We start from the raw sequence: 17,958 nt of genomic DNA, 5'->3' as shown, positions 1-17,958 counted from the left end.
CTCGCTACTCGCTACTCGCTTAGTGCGGATCTTCCGACCAACCATCGCTATCTGACATATCTGGTGCGCCAGCGATGCTGTTCTCTTCGTCTGCCCATTCACCGAAATCAATCATCTGACATTGCTTGCTGCAAAACGGGCGGTGCGGGCTTTGTTCGCCCCATTCAACGTCAGCATTACATTGAGGGCATTTAACGATGGTGATTTTCTTCGACATAGTGATTCTTAATTTGAAGGTGTAATAATAGTGAGTTTAGGCTCGAGTGAGGACTCAAGCCAAACTATAAAAGGAAATTAATTAGGTGCAGATTGCCAATTCAAATTCGATGTCTTGAGTACAGGCTTGCCCAGTTTCAAAGCTCATGAACTTAACAGCAAAGCGGTTCTTGTGACCGGAGATCATCGGGTAGGCACCGTATTGCATCGGAATAGAAAGACGAAGGATATTCGCTTCATCTGCATCGCTCTGGAAGAAGCCAGCACGAGCGATTTGCTCTTTGAAGTGACCCGTTTCTCTGGTGAGCTTCAACCACAGTGTTAGCGCTTCATACAGAGGCTGTAAGCTGTCCATCCAAGCTTTAGCATCTCGCATTCTCTTATCAAGAGGAAGGTGCAGCCAATAATGCAGTGCCGGTAAATCAAAGCAGCATGAGCCACCTGGAAGATTAAAGCGCTGGCGAATCGCACTCAGGAAGCGGTCTTCTTTAAGTGATTGGCCAAAACGTTCTGCCTGCATCAGATCACGATAGATGTTACCAATGTCATTAAGTAGTGATGTCAGCATCTCTTGATCGACACCTTCAACATCCAACCAGCTTTTGTAGGTTACACGTTGCTTCTCAATATCTTTTGCGAGTTCGCTCTTGAGTTGGATCTGTTCGAAGATTTCAATCAGATCAAAGATGGAACGGAAAAAGAGTTGATACTGTTGAGCATCAGAAAATGTAGAAGACAAGTGTAGCTGCCTCAAGAGTGATTCGACTCTTAAGTAGATGCGTGTTTTCTCATTTAGAGGATGTTCAAATTTATGGGTGATCATCGAGCAAACCTTCATTCAACATTGTTCTATTCTGACCCATCTACAGCACTGATTGCCAGATACTTTTGATGTAAATCTGTGATTTGAGGCAAAAGTTCTTGGTTTTTAGTATGGTTTTTAATCACGTCATCTGCAACTGCTAAGCGTTGTTCTCTTGAAGCCTGTGATTTTAAAATTGATGCAACTTGTTCCCTAGAAACATTGTCACGACTCATCGTACGTTCTATTTGAACTTCTGCTGGCACATCAACAATTAATACGCGATCGGCCATGCCTTGCATTTGGTTTTCCACCAATAGCGGTGCAACTAATAAACCATACGGGGATGTGATTTTAGACAGGTCACTGTCAATTTTGTCACGGATCATGGGATGAAGAAGATCATTGAGCCACTGCTTCTCTTTAGGATCAGAGAAGATCAGCTCACGCAGTCGACTTCGGTTGAGAGTTCCATCTTCAAGCAAGATAGACTCACCAAAGTGTTCTGTAATCTGTTTTAAACCGTCACTGCCCAGCGCAACCACTTCACGTGCCACGATATCAGCATCAACAATATCAATATTAAAATGCTCATTGAACAGGTTAGCGACCGTGGTTTTGCCACTGGCGATACCGCCGCTTAATCCGATAATGATTGCCATCGTTAAATTCCTAGTACAGAAGTGAAATACCAACCCATGATGTCGTTACCCCACATCAAGCTTACCCAACCCGCAATTGCAAGGTAAGGGCCAAATGGAAAGGCTTTATCGATGCCTTGCTGTTTCAGGCGAAGTTGAATTAAACCAAACACAAGGCCTACCAGCGAAGATAAAAGGATGATCATCGGTAGGTGTTGCCAACCAAGCCATGCACCAAGCGCAGCCAGGAGTTTGAAGTCACCGTAACCCATGCCTTCTTTACCTGTTAGCAGTTTGAACAACCAATAAACAGACCATAAAGCGAGGTAACCAGCCATTGCGCCAACCACGGAATCTTGCAGCGATACTGGGCTGATATTAAACAATGCTAAAGCGATACCGGACCATACTAAAGGCAAGGTGATTTGATCGGGTAACAGCATGGTATCGAGATCGATAAAGGTCGCGGTAATCAGTGCGAAGGTGAAAAAAATCAAAGCAATGGCGTAGTAACTGAAACCAAAGTGGCTAGCAACCATTGTGCAAAGTATTGCGGTAAGCAGTTCGACCAAAGGGTAGCGAGCACTGATTGGATTAGCACAGCTATGGCACTTACCCTTTAAGAACAACCAGCTTAAGACTGGGATATTGTCGACGATTCTTAATTGGGTTTTGCACTTCGGGCAGGTAGAGCGAGGAATGCTGAGGTTGAACTTTCCCTCTGGCGCTGGAATTTTATATTGAGAGAAATATTCCGAGCACTCTTGTTGCCATTCACGTTCCATCATAATTGGCAAACGGTGTATGACTACGTTGAGGAAGCTGCCGATAAGAAGGCTAAAAATGAAAGCTAATACGGGGAATAGCCAAGGATAGTAGTGAAATACTTCCATAGTGTCCTTTACCACTTAATCAAGGTGAGCAGAGATTGTTGCTCATGGGTGTTTAGTTGCTTTTAACTATCCTAACACACTCATAAGATTAAAGATCGGTAAGTACATCGCAACCACAAGCCCGCCAACAACTGTCCCTAAAAATACGATGATCAGTGGCTCTAGAATCTTGCCTAAATTGTCGACGGTGTTGTCGACTTCAAACTCGTAAATGGAGGCTACTTTATTGAGCATATCATCAAGGTTTCCTGACTCTTCACCGATCATCACCATCTGTAACACCATTTCAGGAAAGGCGTTGGTATTGCGCATTGCGATATACATTGGCATGCCAGCAGCCGTTTCTCGGTGAACCTCAATGATGGCCGATTCATAATGCAGGTTGCCTGCGGTTTTGGCTGTGGTTTTAAGGCTCATTAAAATCGGAATGCCAGAACTAAAGCTGGTTGATAAGGTTCGGCTGAATTTGGCAATAGAGGCTTTGGCTAATACGCCACCAAGAACAGGAAAGCGTAATCCTAGCCGACTAACAGACAGTTTGATCGAGTGGGAACGCTGACACAGTTGGTAAATAATCAGGACAACAAGCCCTATGCCTACGGCAGTATAAAAGCTGTAAGCCTGCATCCAATGGGAAAGGTAGAGTACTTGTTGAGTGAACCAAGGCAGGTCGGCGCCAAAGCCGGAAAACATCGACTCAAACTCTGGAATCACCATGGTCAGCATTAAGTAGGAAACGGTAAGGGCGACCGCTACAACCATTGCTGGGTAGATGAGAGCCTTTATAACCTTGGATTTTAGTTGCTCACTCTTTTCACGATAGGTCGCCAAGCGTTCAAATACTTGTGCAAGGTTACCGGAGAGCTCGCCTGTGGCGACCAAATCAGTGTATAGGTCATCAAAGTGACGGCTTGCGGTTCGCATTGCTTTTGAGATTGGCGTTCCGGCTTCTACACCTTTGCAGATATGCGATAGAATCGATTTCATTTCAGCTTTGCGGTGATTGTCCGACACCAACTTGATGGCTTGTACGATAGGCACACCAGTGGCCAGCATGGTAGCAAGCTGCCGAGTCAAAATAGTGATGTCTTTGGCTTTTACTCTATGGGTTAAACGAGTGACGGCTGAAATACTTTTCTTTTTGATTTTCTTAATCTGAATATGCTGTTCTTTGAGCTTTTCTCGTACTTCCAATTCGGTGAGCGCTAACGTTTGCCCAGACACTTTCTTGCCTGAGCTGTTAATGCCTTTCCAGTGATAGCTTTTTAATTGTGATTGTTTGGACTTGCTACTCATTGGTGCTCCATTGGTTTATATGTACAGAACACGTTGCAGCTCTTGATAGCTGGTGGTGCCTTCAAGCAATTTATCTAGCCCCGACTCTTGCAGAGTTCTCATGCCTTCTCGGCGAGCCAAGTTTTCAATGGCCAACGCGTTCGGTTTGTCGATCAGGCTGCTTTTCAGTTGATCGCTAAACGGCATCACTTCATAGATACCCACTCGCCCCGAATAACCCTGGTTGCACTCATTGCAACCTTTAGGACTCGCTTTGTAGATGGTTTGGCTGTTAGGAATGGAGTGACGCAGAAATATGTCTGGTGAATCGTCACTTTCTTTACAATGGTTACACAACCGCCTTGCCAGTCGTTGGGCGATAATCAAACTCAATGATGAAGCGAGGTTAAAGGGTTCTATCCCCATATGAGCGAGTCGGGTGACGGTTTCTGCGGCGGAATTAGTGTGCAGTGTTGAAAGTACTAAATGACCGGTTTGCGATGCTTTGATCGCGATCTCTGCGGTTTCCAAGTCTCGGATCTCTCCAACCATTACAACATCGGGGTCTTGTCGTAAAAATGATCGTAGCGCTTCCGCAAACCCAAAGCCGATCTTAGGTGTCACTTGTACCTGATTGATACCACATAGGTTAATTTCCACCGGATCTTCGGCTGTTGAGATGTTGCGTTCAGTAGTGTTGAGCACTCGAAGGCCAGTATAAAGGGAGACGGTTTTTCCGCTGCCAGTTGGACCTGTCATTAAGATCATCCCTTGTGGGCGCTTCAGGGCATTGAGGTAGAGTGCTTTTTGATCTTCGGTGTAACCTAACTTATCGATATCTAGATTGGCCGCGCTGCTATCAAGCAGTCGAAGAACGATCTTTTCACCCCACAAGGTCGGCAGCGTTGATACCCGCATATCAATCGCCAAGTCGTCATTTAGACGCAGTTTAATACGACCGTCTTGAGGCAAGCGGCGTTCAGCGATATCAAGCTTGGCGAGGATCTTTAAGCGAGCTGATAGACGACGACTTAGGTGAGAGGCGGGTTGCTGTATTTCAACAAGGATACCATCACAACGCAGTCGCACTCGGTAGTGCTCTTCGTAAGGTTCGAAGTGGATATCTGATGCGCCTTTGCGTACCGCATCAACCAGTATCTGATTGATAAAGCGGCTGACAGGGGAATCGTCTTGGCTGAGATCTTCTATCGATGCTATCTCGTCGTCAGACACTTCAACAAGACTGGCGAGTTCATCTTGAGTGATCTCTTTGCGTTTAGAGTCTTGCCCTGAAATAGAGCGGCCATACAGCTTGCGTATCGCACCTTCTAATTCAGAGTAGTTGGCGACAACCAGTTCAATCTGTAATCCCGTCGCAAATCGAAAGTCATCTTCCGCTTGTAAATCGGTCGGGTCGGCAGAGGCGAGTGTGAGAGTCGAGCTAGATACTGAAATCGGGATAGCACGATATTTGGTAATCAGTTCACGAAGCCCTAATTGGTCACATAGTGTCTCATAGTCCATATTGGCAAGTTGTACTAACGGTAAGCCGAAGATGGTTTTAATGTTGTTTGCTAAGGAGTTGCCTGTGAAGAAATCTAGAACGATCAAAGCTTCAGGTGTAGATACACCTGAAGCATATATATGTTCCGCAACGGCTTGTTCTTGAGTCAGGCTAAGTAAGTCAGCTTGACGGAGAACAGTTGGGAGGTTGGTTAGCAAACTAGTTACAGCCTTCTAGCGTTAATCCTGTCAACTTAGTGCTGATACTACGAGCACAAGCCCAACCAGTGCTTGAACGTGTTATCGTAATAACACCTGTGTTTAAAGCTCCTTCATCAAATGTAAATGAAATCGAAGTGCCTGAGGCAGAGATAGTCCCTAGAGTATTTGCCGCAGATGAAATACCTAGTGCACTCGTACCACCACTAATTACTCCGTCTTGTTGGATTAATAACTCCGCTGGTGTTACTAAAGATTTTAATGTTGCTAATGCAGACGATGCCTGACTTTTTGTTACATAGTCTTTATAAGCAGGCACAGCAATCGCAGATAACACCCCAATAATCGCCACCACAATCATCAATTCAATCAGCGTAAAGCCTTTTTGGTTCGTTCTTTTGTTCTTGTTATTCATTGTCTAATTCCATTGTTTAGTTTGTTTCAGTGCAGGCACTGGTTGATGGAAAGAATAGAAGTTGAGATGGGGCAGTGGAATGGTGTTCAGGTGTGGTCGCGAGTGGTTTGGTATTTATTGGTGTAGTGTTTCATATAGCGCGCAAATTTATGCGATCAGCTTAAATAACTGCTTGAAATACTGATAATTCAGGCAATAAAAAGGCACCGTTATCAACAGTGCCTTTACGGGAATTATTTATTATTCAGTCAATTACGCTTTGAATCTCATTGATAGGTCCATTGCTTTTAGGTGCTTAGTTAATGCGCCTACCGAGATGTAATCAACGCCTGTTTCAGCGAACTCAGCAATGGTATCTAGAGTCACGTTGCCAGAGTTTTCTAGTGCTGCACGTCCTGCGTTGATTTTCACAGCTTCGCGCATCATGTCTGTGGTGAAGTTATCTAGCATGATGATGTCTGCGCCAGCGCTGATCGCTTGCTCTAGCTCTTCTAGGCTCTCAGTTTCCACTTCTACAGGCTTACCCGGGTTTAGCTCTTTTGCTGTTGAAATAGCTTTCTCAATACCACCACAAGCGATGATGTGGTTTTCTTTGATTAGGTAAGCATCGAAAACCCCAATACGGTGGTTGAAACCGCCGCCACAAGCGACTGCGTATTTTAGTGCGCTGCGCAGGCCAGGTATCGTTTTACGAGTATCTAACAGGCGGCACTCTGTGTGTTTGATTTTGTCCGCGTAGGTAGCCGTCGTAGTCGCACAACCAGATAGCGTTTGAATGAAGTTCATTGCGTTGCGCTCACCCGTTAATAGCGCGCGTGCTGGACCTGTTAAGGTACAAAGTGTTTGGTTTGGTTCAACCTTGTCGCCATCTTCTACATTCCACTCGATAGTCACTTCACCGCCCAGTTGCTTAAACACTTCATCAGCCCAAGCTTTACCACAGAACACACCGTGCTCACGAGTAATGATGGTTGCGCTGTTGATTGCGTCTGCTGGGATTAGACTTGCTGTGATGTCAGCCGCTGGATCTAACGTGCCACCTAGGTCTTCTTTGATAGTCTCGGCTACTGCACGAGTGATCTCTAGAGGCAGTTGCTCTTTTAAGTAGTCAAGGCGTTGGTGGCTGTTATGTGTGTTTTTCATCGCAAATCTAATCTTGAAAGGGAGTGGGAATGGAATGATACTCTTGCTTAACTTCAAATTAAAGAGGCTAGCGCGACTGCTCTATGGGCAAGGTCACATCTTATTGTGCTAGCAGAAAAGAAAGTGAGACCAAGATGACGATCAGCTCCAACGGATGGTACGACAACGCTCGGCATGTTCCTTCCCCGTATTTTGATGCAAGGCCTAGTGCCGACGATATCTCTCTGCTGGTGGTTCACAACATTAGCTTGCCTCCGGGTCAATTTGGTGGGACTTACATTGAACAGTTTTTTACGGGAAAACTCGACCCTGTCGAACATCCGTTTTTTAAGGTGATTCACCAAATGGGCGTTTCGGCGCATTGCTTGATTCGTCGTGATGGGGAAGTGGTGCAGTTCGTCTCTTTCTTAGACCGAGCTTGGCATGCGGGTCAATCGAGCTTCGCTGGCCGTGAAAGATGTAATGACTACTCTATTGGCATTGAACTGGAAGGCAGTGACTTTGTTGCTTATACCGAGCAGCAATACCAATCTTTGGCTCAATTAACGGAGACATTGGTGTCGAACTTCCCGCAGATTACGCGTCAGCGTATCACTGGCCATCAATACATCGCTCCGCTACGAAAGACTGACCCCGGTTTGGTTTTTGATTGGAAGAAATATCAAGGCCAACTGAGTTTCTAAATCCGAATTCACAACAAGACTCTGCTCATTGAAGGGCTCTAGATAATCAACGATGAGCATAATTGTTTGTGAATTTTTGTTGTGCTTTTGTAAAGGAAGTGGTCGGACGGGGAGCATCAATAAATTGAGAGTGTGACGAGCTTATCAAACACTCATTTATTAAAACTTATGAACAGAATTTCCACCCTAAATGTGCGCTTGGTTCGATTTTTAAACAAGTGACGCTAATCTTTCTGAAACAATTCATTTTTATCCTGAAACTTTCTAGCACGAACACTCCCCAAAAGTATTACCCCTGTAAATGGTAAGACCAATTTGGTTGCTGTTTTAAATTTCATTTGTTAAATCATGGTTAATTCACGCTGTATTCTATGATGCAGGTCAATTTTAGGCTGGACAGTGGCGTTTTAATTATGTTAATTTCTGCCCAACTTAAAATTGGTATTACCAATTGTCAGCGAAGAAAAAGAAGAACAACAAACTATGGCTTATCAAAGGATTCGTCAGCCAAAACTCTCCGATGTTATCGAACAAGAGTTAGAAAGGTTGATAGTGGAAGGAACACTGGCTCCAGGGCAGCAGCTGCCGCCTGAGCGCGAACTGGCGAAACAGTTCGATGTGTCTCGTCCTTCGATCCGAGAAGCGATACAACGTTTAGAAGCAAAACGCTTGCTTACTCGCCGTCAAGGTGGAGGTACGTTTGTTAGCGAAAATATCTGGAAAAGCTTTTCAGATCCTTTGCTTAATTTGTTGTCGTCCCATTCTGAAACCCAACTAGACTTGTTGGAATCGCGTCATGCGATGGAAGGGATTTCGGCTTACTTCGCGGCATTGCGTGGCACTGATGAAGACTTTGCTCGAATTCAAGCATGCCAAGAAAAAATTCGCGATGCGCAAGATAAGGGTGATATTGAAGCCGAATCTGCAGCAGTGATGGCTTTTCTTATTGCTTTAACAGAGGCAGCGCACAATGTGGTGTTATTGCACATTGTTCGTAGCTTGGCTCCGTTACTCGAACAAAACGTCTTAGAAAATTTAAAGCTGTTGCATCGTCGTAAAGACGTTGTGGAGAAAGTGAGTATACATCGAGCTAACATTGTGGATGCGATCGTTTCAGGACAGCCAGAACAGGCACGTGAAATGTCACACTCTCATTTAGCTTACATCGAAGAAACATTGATGGATTTGACCAAAGAAGAGTCGCGCCGCGAACGTTCTCTACGTCGAATTCAACAGGGTAAATAGCCGTAATACTTCGGCTATTTACGTGTTTAGTAGAATCCAACTAACAAAAAGGATAGATCGCCATGTCTGACATGAAGCATGACGTTGATGCTCTGGAAACTCAAGATTGGTTAGAAGCTCTTGAGTCAGTAGTACGTGAAGAAGGTGTAGAACGTGCACAGTTTTTACTAGAACAAGTTCTAGATAAAGCGCGTTTAGATGGTGTTGATATGGCTACAGGCATCAACACAAACTACATCAACACAATTCCAGCAGCACAAGAGCCAGCTTACCCTGGTGACGTAACTCTTGAGCGTCGTATTCGTTCGATTATTCGCTGGAACGCAATCATGATCGTATTGCGTGCTTCTAAGAAAGACCTAGACCTTGGTGGTCACATGGCTTCTTACCAGTCAGCAGCAGCGTTCTACGAAGTATGTTTCAACCACTTCTTCCGTGCTCCAAACGAGACAGACGGTGGCGATCTAGTTTACTACCAAGGTCACATCTCTCCTGGTATCTACTCTCGTGCATTCGTTGAAGGTCGTCTAACTGAAGAACAGCTAGATAACTTCCGTCAAGAAGTTGATGGTAAAGGTATCCCTTCTTACCCGCACCCGAAACTGATGCCTGAGTTCTGGCAGTTCCCGACAGTATCTATGGGTCTTGGCCCTATCTCTGCTATCTACCAAGCGCGCTTCCTTAAGTACCTTGACGGCCGTGGCCTGAAAGAAACTTCAGCGCAACGCGTATACGCGTTCCTAGGTGACGGTGAGATGGATGAGCCAGAATCACGTGGTGCTATCTCTTTCGCTGCGCGTGAGAAGCTAGACAACCTATGTTTCCTAATCAACTGTAACCTACAGCGTCTAGACGGCCCTGTAATGGGTAACGGCAGCATCATCCAAGAACTTGAAGGCCTATTCAAAGGCGCAGGTTGGAACGTTGTTAAAGTTATCTGGGGTAGCAACTGGGATTCTCTACTGGCTAAAGACACGACTGGTAAGCTTCTTCAACTAATGAACGAAACTATCGATGGTGACTACCAGACATTCAAATCTAAAGATGGCGCATATGTACGTGAGCACTTCTTTGGTAAGTACCCAGAAACAGCTGCACTAGTTGCAGACATGACTGATGACGAAATCTTCGCTCTTAAGCGTGGTGGTCACGATTCTTCTAAACTGTTTGCTGCATTCAACAATGCAAAAGAGACAAACGGCAAGCCAACTGTAATCCTAGCTAAGACTGTTAAAGGTTACGGCATGGGTGATGCAGCTGAAGGTAAGAACATTGCACACGGTGTTAAGAAAATGGACATGACTCATGTTCAACACCTACGTGATCGCCTAGGCCTAGAAGACATCCTTTCAGATGAGAAGATCGCTGAACTTCCTTACCTGAAACTGGAAGAAGGTACGCCTGAGTACGAATACATGCACGCTCGTCGTAACGCTCTACACGGTTACACACCTGCACGTCTTCCTAAGTTTACTCAAGAGTTCAAGGTTCCTGAGCTAGACGCATTCGCACCTCTACTAGGTGAGCAGAAGCGTGATATCTCTACAACTATGGCTTATGTACGTACGCTAAACATCCTTCTTAAAGATAAGAACATTGGTAAGAACATCGTTCCTATCATCTGTGATGAAGCTCGTACATTTGGTATGGAAGGTCTATTCCGTCAGGTTGGTATCTACAACCCACACGGTCAAGAATACACACCTGAAGATAAAGGCATCGTTTCTTACTACAAAGAAGCAACGTCTGGTCAAGTTCTTCAAGAAGGTATCAACGAACTAGGTTCTATGGCTTCATGGGTTGCTGCTGCAACTTCATACAGCACAAACGATCTACCGATGATCCCGTTCTACATCTACTACTCAATGTTCGGTTTCCAACGTATTGGTGACATGGCATGGCTAGCAGGCGACCAACAAGCTCGTGGCTTCCTACTAGGTGCTACTGCAGGTCGTACAACACTGAACGGTGAAGGTCTACAGCACGAAGATGGTCACTCGCACATCCAAGCGAACACTATCCCGAACTGTATCTCTTACGACCCAACGTTTGCTTACGAGCTAGCGGTAATCATGCAAGACGGTATCCGTCGCATGTACGGTCCTGAGCAAGAGAACGTTTACTACTACCTAACAGTAATGAACGAGAACTACGCAATGCCAGCAATGCCAGAAGGCGCTGAAGAAGGCATCCGTAAAGGTATCTACAAGCTTGAATCTCACGCTGGTGCTAAGGGCAAAGTTCAACTAATGAGCTCTGGTACTATCATGAACGAAGCGCGTAAAGCGGCTGAAATTCTAAGCGAAGAGTACGGCGTAGCATCTGACGTATTCTCTGTAACGTCGTTCAACGAACTAACTCGTGACGGCCAAGCGGTAGAGCGTGACAACATGCTTCACCCAGAAGCTGAAGAGAAAGTACCGTACATCACGACTGTTCTTGGTAAAGAACCTGCAATCGCAGTGACTGACTACATGAAGAACTACGCTGAGCAAGTACGTGCGTACATGCCAACTGAGTCTTACAAAGTACTTGGTACAGATGGTTTCGGCCGTTCTGACAGCCGTGCAAACCTACGTCGTCACTTCGAAGTTAACGCTGGCTACATCGTAGTTGCAGCTCTAACTGAACTGGCTAAACGTGGTGACATCGAGAAATCTGTAGTTGTTGAAGCAATTGCTAAATTCGATATCGACACTGAAAAAACTAACCCGCAATACGCATAAGACTGGCATTAAGGTAGGTAAATACAATGACAATCGAAATTAATGTACCAGACATCGGTGCTGACGAGGTTGAAGTAACTGAGATTCTTGTAAACGTTGGCGACAAGGTTGAAGAAGAGCAGTCACTGATCACTGTTGAAGGCGACAAAGCTTCAATGGAAGTTCCTGCGTCTCAAGCGGGTATCGTTAAAGAAATCAAAGTAGCAGAAGGCGATTCTGTTTCTACTGGTTCTCTTATCATGATCTTCGAAGCGGAAGGTGCTGCTGCAGCACCGGCTGCGCCAGCAGTTGAAGCGGCGGCACCAGTTGCTGCAGCTCCTGCAGCGGCGGCTGAGCTTAAAGAAGTTCACGTACCAGATATCGGCGGTGATGAAGTTGAAGTAACTGAAATCATGGTTGCAATCGGTGATGCAGTAGAAGAAGAGCAATCTCTTCTTACTGTTGAAGGCGACAAGGCTTCTATGGAAGTTCCTGCACCATTCGCTGGTATCGTTAAAGAAATCAAGATCGCTTCTGGTGATTCAGTTTCTACTGGTTCTCTAGTAATGGTATTCGAAGTGGCTGGTTCAGCACCTGCAGCAGCTCCGGCTCCTGCGGCGGCAGCACCAGTTGCAGCTGCTCCAGCAGCATCTGCTGAGAAAGAAGTAAACGTTCCTGATATCGGTGGTGACGAAGTAGAAGTTACTGAAATCATGGTAGCGGTTGGCGATACAGTAGAAGAAGAGCAATCTCTAATTACTGTTGAAGGCGACAAAGCTTCAATGGAAGTTCCTGCACCATTCGCTGGTACAGTAAAAGAAATCAAGATTGCAGCTGGCGACAAAGTGTCAACTGGCTCTCTAATCATGACTTTCGTCGTGGCCGGCACTCCGGTTGAAGGCGCAGCGCCTGCTCCTGTTGCAGCACCTGCACAAGCAGCAGCTCCAGCGGCGGCACCTGCTCCTAAAGCAGAAGCACCTGCAGCGGCTCCAGCAGCTGGCGACTTCCAAGAGAACGGTGACTACGCGCACGCTTCTCCAGTAGTTCGTCGTCTAGCTCGTGAATTTGGCGTTAACCTTTCTAAGGTTAAAGGTACTGGTCGTAAGAGCCGTATCCTTAAAGAAGACGTTCAGTCTTACGTTAAAGATGCACTTAAGCGTCTTGAGTCTGGTGCAGCTGCATCTGGCAAAGGCGGCGACGGTTCTGCTCTTGGTCTACTACCATGGCCAAAAGTTGACTTCAGCAAGTTCGGCGAAACTGAAGTTCAGAAGCTTTCTAAGATTAAGAAGATCTCTGGTGCTAACCTGCACCGTAACTGGGTAATGATCCCTCACGTTACACAATGGGACAACGCAGACATCACTGAGCTAGAAGCATTCCGTAAAGAACAGAACGCAATCGAAGCGAAGAAAGACACTGGCATGAAGATCACTCCACTTGTGTTCATCATGAAAGCTGTTGCTAAAGCGCTAGAAGCATTCCCAGCGTTTAACTCTTCTCTTTCTGAAGATGGCGAAAGCATCATTCTTAAGAAGTACGTAAACGTGGGTATCGCTGTTGATACACCAAACGGTCTAGTTGTTCCTGTCTTCAAAGACGTGAACAAGAAAGGCATTTACGAGCTATCTGAAGAGCTAATGGCTGTTTCTAAGAAAGCACGTTCTGGTAAGCTAACAGCGGCAGACATGCAAGGCGGTTGTTTCACAATCTCTAGCCTTGGTGGTATTGGCGGCACTGCATTTACTCCAATCGTAAATGCTCCAGAAGTAGGTATCCTAGGTGTATCTAAGTCTGAAATTAAGCCAGTTTGGAATGGTAAAGAGTTCCAACCACGTCTACAGCTTCCACTGTCTCTATCATACGACCACCGTGTGATCGATGGTGCTGAAGGTGCACGCTTCATTACTTTCCTAAACAGCGCACTATCTGACATTCGTCGTCTAGTACTGTAATTGAGAAAGTAATTATTAAGGTGACTTTCGGGTCACCTTAATTCTTTATATAAAGACTATTTTTAGACAACAGTTTCCTGCATTTCTCATAATCTGATGGGGAATTGTTGTCTAGCTCACAGGCTAACTTAAAGCTACTTTCACACTGTTAACATCTCTGTAAAATGTTTCCTGTTTGAAAGCCCAATAATTTTAAGAACATCTACTCAGCCTGTTAGGGATAATGACTACAAGAGGTCACAATGAGCAAAGAAATTAAAGCCCAAGTTGTTGTACTTGGTTCAGGTCCTGCTGGTTACTCAGCGGCATTCCGTTGTGCGGATTTAGGTCTAGAAACAGTACTAGTTGAACGTTACAGCACTCTTGGTGGTGTATGTCTAAACGTTGGTTGTATTCCATCAAAAGCACTTCTTCACGTTTCTAAAGTAATCGAAGAAGCTAAAGCGATGGCAGAGCACGGCGTTGTATTCGGCGAGCCACAAACGGACATCAACAAGATCCGTATCTGGAAAGAAAAAGTAGTTGATCAACTAACTGGCGGTCTTGGCGGTATGGCTAAGATGCGTAACGTTACTGTTGTTAACGGTTTCGGTAAGTTCACTGGTCCTAACAGCATTCTTGTTGAAGGCGAAGGCGAAGCAACAACTGTTAACTTCGACAACGCAATCATTGCTGCGGGTTCTCGCCCAATCAAACTTCCTTTCATCCCACATGAAGACCCACGTATTTGGGATTCTACGGATGCACTAGAACTAAACGAAGTACCTGAAAAACTGCTTATCATGGGCGGCGGTATCATCGGTCTTGAGATGGGTACGGTTTACCACTCTCTAGGTTCTAAAGTTGAAGTTGTAGAGATGTTCGATCAAGTTATCCCTGCTGCGGATAAAGACATCGTTAAAGTTTTCACTAAGCGCATTAAGAACAAGTTCAAGCTAATGCTTGAAACTAAAGTGACTGCTGTTGAAGCAAAAGAAGACGGTATCTACGTTTCAATGGAAGGCAAAAAAGCACCAGCTGAAGCTGAACGCTACGATGCTGTTCTTGTTGCTATCGGTCGTGTTCCAAACGGTGCACTTATCGACGCTGAAAAAGCGGGTATCGAAGTTGATGAGCGTGGTTTCATCAATGTTGATAAGCAAATGCGTACTAATGTTCCTCACATCCACGCGATCGGTGATGTTGTTGGTCAACCAATGCTTGCTCACAAAGGTGTGCATGAAGGTCACGTAGCTGCTGAAGTTATCTCTGGTAAGAAGCACTACTTCGACCCTAAAGTAATCCCATCAATTGCGTACACTGAGCCAGAAGTTGCTTGGGTAGGTAAGACTGAGAAAGAAGCGAAAGCTGAAGGCATCAATTACGAAGTTGCTACTTTCCCTTGGGCTGCTTCTGGTCGTGCAATCGCTTCTGACTGTGCAGACGGCGTGACTAAGATGATCTTCGATAAAGATACTCATCGCGTAATCGGTGGTGCTGTTGTTGGTACTAACGGTGGTGAACTTCTTGGCGAAATCGGCCTAGCGATCGAAATGGGTTGTGATGCAGAAGATATCGCACTTACTATCCACGCTCACCCAACTCTACACGAGTCTGTTGGTCTAGCTGCGGAAGTATTCGAAGGTTCAATCACTGACCTTCCAAATAAGAAAGCAGTGAAAAAGAAGAAGTAATTCTTTCTTAGTCACTCGCTAATGTTTTTAAAAGCCGCTGATTTGTCAGCGGCTTTTTTATGTCTGAAGAAAAGAGCAGTAACGTTCCACTCCGAGATGCGAGTACGCTGCGCTCCGGGATACGAAGAGCGAGTGCTAAAAACAAAAAAGGATTGACGCAATACGCCAATCCCTAAGTTTTTTTCGAAGACCGAATTTCAAATCTATTTATAAATGCACAGCATGTTCAAGTAGCTATCCGTTAAGCTTGAAAGCTCTTCTGGCGTTTCTACACGTTTTGCTTGGATGAATAGCGAGTAGCAAATGCCGTGGAATAGATTGGCTAGATGTTTAGGATCGTGATCGTCACAAACTTCGCCACGTTCAATCGCTTTGCTAAACATGTTTTGTACTAACATTTGGTTAGTGCGGTTCGTTGTTACGAATAGCGGCCATACTTCATCACGAGTCGAAGCGCTCCATTCGAACCACACATTTAACCAATGGCTATCTTGAGCCACTAACGTCACCATTTCAGTCGCAATATTATGTAGGTTTTGTTTTGCGTGAATATCCAGATCGATATTGTCTGAAAGGAAGTTAGAGAATTGGCGTACAACGTGATTTAGTACTTCATCAACCAGATCTTCACGGGTAGGGAAGTAGTTAAATACAGTTGCGACAGACACCTGAGCGATGTCTGCAATATCAGCGTGTCCACCACGACCGATACCGCGGCGAGAGAATACCTCAAGAGCGATTTCCATCAATTGAAGTTTTCTTTTTAAAGGTGAAAGCCTAGTTCTAGGTCTCTTAGATATTGAGTCCATTTTATTTTCCTTGCCAACGAAATTTTTATATTAATGATTTTATTATTATTTAAGCCAAGATGAGTGTAATGGTGCATATGCGAATGGTCAATCCTTTCAGCTTGTTTTATAGACAGTTACATCAAACTTGATACATAAAGCGTGATCAGCATTGATGTGAAAGGAGACGAGTATTGGATAAGGCACCAGCGCACATTTCGTTGAGAATCTGACAGTAAATTCGAACCATAAGGTGGTGTGGGTATTTGAGCAGTGCTAGACTTACGCACAAAATTGAGCGACACAACTGACGAAACTGTCAACATTCGTCGCAATCACCAAATAGAATGAGAGCAGTATGAAGCATACAGTTGAAGTCATGATCTCTGAGCAAGAAGTTCAGGATCGAGTGAACGAACTAGGCAAACAGATCACGGAACACTACAATGGTAGTGAAGATCTAGTTTTAGTTGGCTTATTGCGTGGATCTTTTGTCTTTATGGCAGATCTTGCTCGTGCTATCGATTTAACTCACCAAGTTGATTTCATGACCGCGTCTAGCTACGGCAACGGCATGGAAAGCTCACGTGATGTTCGTATTTTGAAAGATCTTGATGATGATATCCAAGGTAAAGACGTTCTACTTGTAGAGGATATTATCGATACAGGTAACACGCTGACTAAAGTAAAAGAGATTCTGAGCCTACGTGGTCCTAAGTCTATCGAAATTTGTACGCTATTAGACAAGCCTTCTCGCCGTGAAGTGACTGTCGATACAAAATGGATTGGTTTTGAGATCCCAGACGAGTTTGTTGTTGGTGTTGGTATCGACTACGCACAAAAATATCGTCACCTACCGTACATCGGTAAGGTAGTACCTCAAGAGTAATCATTACGCTTGTGGTTTAGAAGTCATTAAAAAGCCCGCTTGATGCGGGCTTTTTGTATATATGACGGAATGGGTTAGCTTTGTTGACTAAGAAGAGGCGTCGTTAAGATCTTGTTTAATGCATCTAAGTGACTGTTCTCTAAAGTATCGTTACTTGAGCAACGTACGCCAAGGTCCTGTAGCTTGCCATCGCCAATACCATAAACCACACCATGGATTTCAACGTCTTGGCCACGCTCCCACGCATTTTGCATAATGGTTGAGTTACCTAGGTTATAAACCTGTTCTGCGACGTTAATTTCGCATAACTTGTCACCCCATTGCTCACGAGGAAGCCCCTCGATTTGCTTGCGGTATTTTAGGTAATTGTCACGGATGTGCAGTAACCAGTTGTTGATAAGACCAAGTTTAGGGTTATCAATCGCCGCGTTAACACCGCCACAACCGTAGTGACCACAGACAATAATGTGTTTCACTTTAAGCACATCTACTGCGTACTGAACAACAGATAGACAGTTTAGGTCTGTATGAACCACTTGGTTGGCCACGTTTCGGTGAACAAACAGTTCTCCAGAATATAAGCCAGTCAGGCGCTCGGCTGGAACTCGGCTATCTGAACAACCTATCCATAGAAAACCAGGGCTTTGACCCTCTTCAAGCGTTGTAAAATACTCAGGTCTTTCAGAGCGAATTTCTTCAGACCATTTGGAATTGTTCTCAAAAAGCTGTTTTATTTCTGGCATCTTGCTTCTTACATCCCTCAATTAAGATGCTTAACTATACACAATGTTACAAATTCAATCTCGTAAAAACTGCGTCAAAATGTACTCATCTGACGTGTTCTAGTAAGGAAAATCATAAACTTAGCCCACTATCAATAATCCGGTTATAAGACATGAATAATGTGATTGAATTA

General features: G+C 44.8%; 16 protein-coding genes. 6 read left to right on the top strand and 10 right to left on the bottom strand.

Annotation, left to right across the window (positions count from 1 at the left end):
• Positions 1 to 19 precede the first annotated feature (19 nt).
• The 8 genes from yacG to nadC form a co-directional block, all read right to left on the bottom strand.
• On the bottom strand, positions 20 to 217 hold the full coding sequence (yacG, locus tag AB4351_RS02010) for a DNA gyrase inhibitor YacG (RefSeq protein WP_004735515.1): 198 nt from the start codon (positions 215 to 217) through the stop codon (positions 20 to 22).
• A gap of 81 nt (positions 218 to 298) precedes the next feature.
• A complete protein-coding gene (zapD, locus tag AB4351_RS02005) occupies positions 299 to 1,039 on the bottom strand; it encodes a cell division protein ZapD (RefSeq protein WP_017063237.1) in 741 nt (246 codons plus the stop codon).
• A 26-nt stretch (positions 1,040 to 1,065) separates the two neighbouring features.
• Positions 1,066 to 1,680: a dephospho-CoA kinase gene (gene coaE / locus AB4351_RS02000; protein WP_048612337.1), complete on the bottom strand. Its 615-nt coding sequence runs from the start codon at positions 1,678 to 1,680 to the stop codon at positions 1,066 to 1,068.
• 2 nt (positions 1,681 to 1,682) lie between these two features.
• Complete coding sequence (locus tag AB4351_RS01995; protein ID WP_017058945.1) at positions 1,683 to 2,552, bottom strand: A24 family peptidase; 870 nt, start codon at positions 2,550 to 2,552, stop codon at positions 1,683 to 1,685.
• A 66-nt stretch (positions 2,553 to 2,618) separates the two neighbouring features.
• A complete protein-coding gene (locus AB4351_RS01990) occupies positions 2,619 to 3,848 on the bottom strand; it encodes a type II secretion system F family protein (RefSeq protein WP_017065898.1) in 1,230 nt (409 codons plus the stop codon).
• 15 nt (positions 3,849 to 3,863) lie between these two features.
• Complete coding sequence (gene pilB, locus AB4351_RS01985) at positions 3,864 to 5,549, bottom strand: type IV-A pilus assembly ATPase PilB (RefSeq protein ID WP_372124953.1); 1,686 nt, start codon at positions 5,547 to 5,549, stop codon at positions 3,864 to 3,866.
• Between the two features lies 1 nt (position 5,550).
• A complete protein-coding gene (locus AB4351_RS01980) occupies positions 5,551 to 5,964 on the bottom strand; it encodes a prepilin-type N-terminal cleavage/methylation domain-containing protein (RefSeq protein WP_372124951.1) in 414 nt (137 codons plus the stop codon).
• Positions 5,965 to 6,216: 252 nt separating this feature from the next.
• Entirely contained in the window at positions 6,217 to 7,107 is an 891-nt protein-coding gene (gene nadC, locus AB4351_RS01975) for a carboxylating nicotinate-nucleotide diphosphorylase (RefSeq protein WP_372056204.1), read from the bottom strand.
• Positions 7,108 to 7,190: 83 nt separating this feature from the next.
• Here nadC and ampD point away from each other — a divergent pair, with 83 nt between their 5' ends.
• The 5 genes from ampD (at position 7,191) to lpdA (ending at position 15,365) form a co-directional block, all read left to right on the top strand.
• Positions 7,191 to 7,790 carry a 1,6-anhydro-N-acetylmuramyl-L-alanine amidase AmpD gene (gene ampD / locus AB4351_RS01970; RefSeq protein WP_372124949.1) on the top strand — a complete coding sequence of 200 codons (600 nt, stop codon included), beginning with the start codon at positions 7,191 to 7,193 and terminating at the stop codon, positions 7,788 to 7,790.
• Positions 7,791 to 8,273: 483 nt separating this feature from the next.
• A complete protein-coding gene (gene pdhR / locus AB4351_RS01965) occupies positions 8,274 to 9,035 on the top strand; it encodes a pyruvate dehydrogenase complex transcriptional repressor PdhR (protein ID WP_372124947.1) in 762 nt (253 codons plus the stop codon).
• Between the two features lie 62 nt (positions 9,036 to 9,097).
• Positions 9,098 to 11,761 (top strand): pyruvate dehydrogenase (acetyl-transferring), homodimeric type, encoded by a 2,664-nt coding sequence (gene aceE, locus AB4351_RS01960; RefSeq protein ID WP_017059442.1) that lies wholly within the window; start codon positions 9,098 to 9,100, stop codon positions 11,759 to 11,761.
• 26 nt (positions 11,762 to 11,787) lie between these two features.
• The gene (gene aceF / locus AB4351_RS01955) at positions 11,788 to 13,692 is read left to right on the top strand and encodes a pyruvate dehydrogenase complex dihydrolipoyllysine-residue acetyltransferase (protein ID WP_372124946.1); all 1,905 of its coding nucleotides are present in this window, start codon (positions 11,788 to 11,790) and stop codon (positions 13,690 to 13,692) included.
• A gap of 242 nt (positions 13,693 to 13,934) precedes the next feature.
• Positions 13,935 to 15,365, top strand: a complete 1,431-nt coding sequence (lpdA, locus tag AB4351_RS01950; protein WP_017059440.1) for a dihydrolipoyl dehydrogenase — start codon at positions 13,935 to 13,937, stop codon at positions 15,363 to 15,365.
• Positions 15,366 to 15,568: 203 nt separating this feature from the next.
• On the opposite strand, the gene AB4351_RS01945 is transcribed toward lpdA, so the two are convergent.
• Entirely contained in the window at positions 15,569 to 16,174 is a 606-nt protein-coding gene (locus AB4351_RS01945; protein ID WP_019824386.1) for a LuxR/HapR/OpaR family quorum-sensing transcriptional regulator, read from the bottom strand.
• Between the two features lie 337 nt (positions 16,175 to 16,511).
• On the opposite strand from AB4351_RS01945, the gene hpt reads away from it, so the two are divergent.
• Positions 16,512 to 17,042: a hypoxanthine phosphoribosyltransferase gene (hpt, locus tag AB4351_RS01940; protein WP_017059438.1), complete on the top strand. Its 531-nt coding sequence runs from the start codon at positions 16,512 to 16,514 to the stop codon at positions 17,040 to 17,042.
• A 74-nt stretch (positions 17,043 to 17,116) separates the two neighbouring features.
• Here the strand turns inward: hpt and can are convergent, their stop codons facing one another.
• Positions 17,117 to 17,785, bottom strand: a complete 669-nt coding sequence (gene can / locus AB4351_RS01935; protein WP_017063246.1) for a carbonate dehydratase — start codon at positions 17,783 to 17,785, stop codon at positions 17,117 to 17,119.
• Positions 17,786 to 17,958 lie beyond the last annotated feature (173 nt).

This window comes from Vibrio sp. 10N.261.51.F11, assembly GCF_041471665.1.
GTDB lineage: Bacteria > Pseudomonadota > Gammaproteobacteria > Enterobacterales > Vibrionaceae > Vibrio > Vibrio crassostreae_C.
Note: the sequence above shows the minus strand (reverse complement) of the source record. Positions and strands in the feature narration are given on the sequence as shown.